2 protein-coding genes and 1 pseudogene are annotated in these 3004 nt (G+C 34.7%); all 3 read left to right on the plus strand.

Annotated features, from left to right (window positions below; genetic code table 11):
* Positions 1-56 precede the first annotated feature (56 nt).
* The 3 genes and pseudogenes from AC1W31_RS21025 to AC1W31_RS21035 all read left to right on the plus strand — a co-directional run bounded on the left by AC1W31_RS21025 (position 57) and on the right by AC1W31_RS21035 (position 2798).
* Positions 57-878, plus strand: a pseudogene (locus AC1W31_RS21025) (IS982 family transposase).
* A 328-nt stretch (positions 879-1206) separates the two neighbouring features.
* Positions 1207-1530 (plus strand): helix-turn-helix domain-containing protein, encoded by a 324-nt coding sequence (locus AC1W31_RS21030; protein WP_481736467.1) that lies wholly within the window; start codon positions 1207-1209, stop codon positions 1528-1530.
* Positions 1531-1532: 2 nt separating this feature from the next.
* Positions 1533-2798, plus strand: coding sequence for a type II toxin-antitoxin system HipA family toxin (locus AC1W31_RS21035; protein ID WP_481736468.1), 1266 nt, complete (start codon positions 1533-1535; stop codon positions 2796-2798).
* Positions 2799-3004 lie beyond the last annotated feature (206 nt).

Raw genomic sequence — 3004 nt, forward strand, 5'->3', positions numbered from 1 at the left:
TGTAAAATCCTTCAAGATGACGTTAAATTTGGTTTGCGAACTTAACTAACATCAAAATGAATGATTTTACAATTGCAATTTACTGTTTTGTGGACGATTTATTGTTAAAAATTGATGATAAATCACTTGATAAACGTCGTAAACTAACTAATTCCCAGATAATTACGACTGTTATTATATCTTCAAAATACTTCTATGGAAATCAAGTGTCAGCGTGTGCTTATTTAGAAAGCCATCATGGATTTGATATTCCAGACAAGAGTAACTTTAATCGTATATTGCATAGTTTGACCGATTTATTATCAGATTTATTTTTTGCATTGGGTATTATTTTCAAAAATCTCAATCTTAGTAGTGTCTATTTAATTGACTCTTTTCCAGTAGCAATTTGTAAAAATATTCGAATATGTAATGCTAAATTGGTCAAAGGAGAAAAATTTAGAGGATAAAATGCTTCTAAAAGAAAGTATTTTTATGGGTTCAAAGTTCATGTCATTACTACTGGCGAAGGAATTCCAATTGAGTTTATCGTGACCGCTGGTAGTATTCCCGACAATACAACTTTTCAAGTAATGGACATTAATTTACCTGAAAATGGCGATTTATACGGTGATGCCGCCTACATAAACCAACAACATAAAGATTTACTCTTACACTTTAACCAAATAAGGCTTAAAGCTGCCACCAAGAAAAACTCAATTGTAAAAAACACTTGGGCAGAAGAACTTGAAAACCGCTATTATCGAAAAACAATTGAAAATACATTTGCCGATATTACAGCTAAGTTTCCAAGAAAAATCCACGCTGTAACGGCAAAAGGATTTCTACTGAAAATTCTCTGTTTTATTATCATGTATATCCTTGATAGACAGTTTTAACTTACGCAACTTACATTAATTATTTAGCTGTAACCTTAATTGAAAATCAGTAATTGATATGTATGTTAGATTTAACAGGAATATTCTTCCAGAAATCACTTAATGATAGATGATATTTTATACGCAAAATAGCGCTAAAAATTTACGGCAAAATTGGACTAAAAGTGACAGACCAAGAACCTCATTTGCAGAAATATACAACAAGCTTTTTAGTGAACAATTTTATTAATGTAGAATCTTGCGGTGCATAGGTATTTATGTAGAATGTATTTAATAATATTCATTATCTCAAACAATTTTATTATTTTTGTTCATAATATCAAACATTATGAAATCAAAAGTAAATATTTTATTACCCACAGCATCCAAAATCTTATCCCAATTAGGCGAAGATATAAAACTTGCAAGATTGAGAAGAAAACTAAGCACCGAGCAAGTTGCTGAACGGGCAGATATTAGTCGTTCTACTTTATGGCAGATCGAAAAAGGTACACCAAGCGTAGCAATGGGAGCATATTTGCAAGTGTTATTTGTAATGGGTTTGGAGAAAAACTTGCTATCAATGGCAAATGATGATATTTTAGGTCGAAAGCTCCAAGATGCGAATTTATTGGTAAAAAAACGGGCCACCAAGAAAACTAAGGAGGTTTAGCAATGGCCGAAAGAAAAAGAATTATACAAGTTTTTGCGGATTGGGAAACCATGTTTGAACCTCAATTGATGGGTTTATTATCGGCTACCCAGATTAGAGGAAAAGAAATTTTTGCTTTTGAATACGATAAAGAATGGTTGAAATCCAATCAAAACAAGCACAATCTCGACCCTGATTTAAACTTGTATAGCGGACAACAATACCTAAATGATAGCAAAAGCAATTTCGGTATTTTTATGGATTCTTCGCCTGACCGTTGGGGGCGTTTACTCATGCGTAGGCGAGAAGCAGCTATGGCGAGATTGGAAGGTAGAAAAGAACAATTACTTTTTGAAACGGATTATCTTTTGGGCGTTTATGACCAACATCGAATGGGCGCAATTCGATTTAAAATAGACAAAGAAGGTGATTTTTTGAGTGATAATAAAGCGATGGCTGCCCCTCCGTTTACGTCGCTCCGTGAGTTGGAGCAAGCAAGTTTGAATCTCGAAAAGGAAGATAGTATTGATAATCCTGATTACCTGAAGTGGCTAAATATGTTGATTGCTCCAGGTTCTTCTTTGGGAGGAGCAAGACCCAAAGCCAGCGTAATGGATGCAAAAAATAACCTCTGGATTGCGAAGTTTCCCAGTAATTTTGATGATAGAGACACGGGAGCTTGGGAAATGGTGGTCAATGATTTAGCCCAAAAATCAGGCATCCATATGGCCGAAGCGATGATTCAAAAATTTATTGGTCGCCATCATACTTATTTAACCAAACGTTTTGATAGAACTTCAACAAATAAGAGAATTCATTTTGCTTCGGCGATGACACTTTTAGGACATTCAGACGGAACAGATTATCAAGATGGAGCGAGTTATTTACATTTGGCAGAATTCATTATGCGAAACGGAGCAAATGTAGCCAATAATTTAGCGCAACTTTGGCGAAGGATTGTTTTCAATATTTGTGTCTCTAATACGGACGACCATCTCAGAAATCACGGCTTTTTATTGACAAATCAAGGGTGGATTCTTTCACCTGCTTACGACATTAATCCAATCGAAACAGGTACAGGGTTAAAACTCAATATTTCAGAAAATGATAATGCCCTTGATTTAGATTTAGCCTTAGAAGTAGCACCATTTTTTAGAATAAATCAACCACAAGCCAAACGCATTACCGCAGAAATTAAAGAGGTTGTTTCTAAGTGGCAGATAGTTGCCAATAAATATAAAGTTGGAAGAAACGAGCAAGAGATGATTAGTAGGGCATTCATTAAATAGCTTTATAACTCGTGTTTGTATTACTTTGGTCTCCAAAACCAAAGCGGGCCAAATCGGAATTAGACTCGCCTTGGGTATATACGTTGCGTTCCTAAGCTGCATTGACAAACTTCAATTGACTGATTTTACTCATATCAAATTTAGGCGATTTCTTATTACCTAATTTAGTAAAATCGTAGATTCCATGTAGATTTACGTGTTCCCAA

Source organism: Arcicella sp., from assembly GCF_964672035.1.

What these genes read in the sequence shown, in the direction of transcription:
- AC1W31_RS21030 (WP_481736467.1), top strand. Translation starts at nt 1,207, where the DNA reads ATGAAATCAAAAGTAAATATTTTATTACCCACAGCATCCAAAATCTTA.
- AC1W31_RS21035 (WP_481736468.1), top strand. Translation starts at nt 1,533, where the DNA reads ATGGCCGAAAGAAAAAGAATTATACAAGTTTTTGCGGATTGGGAAACC.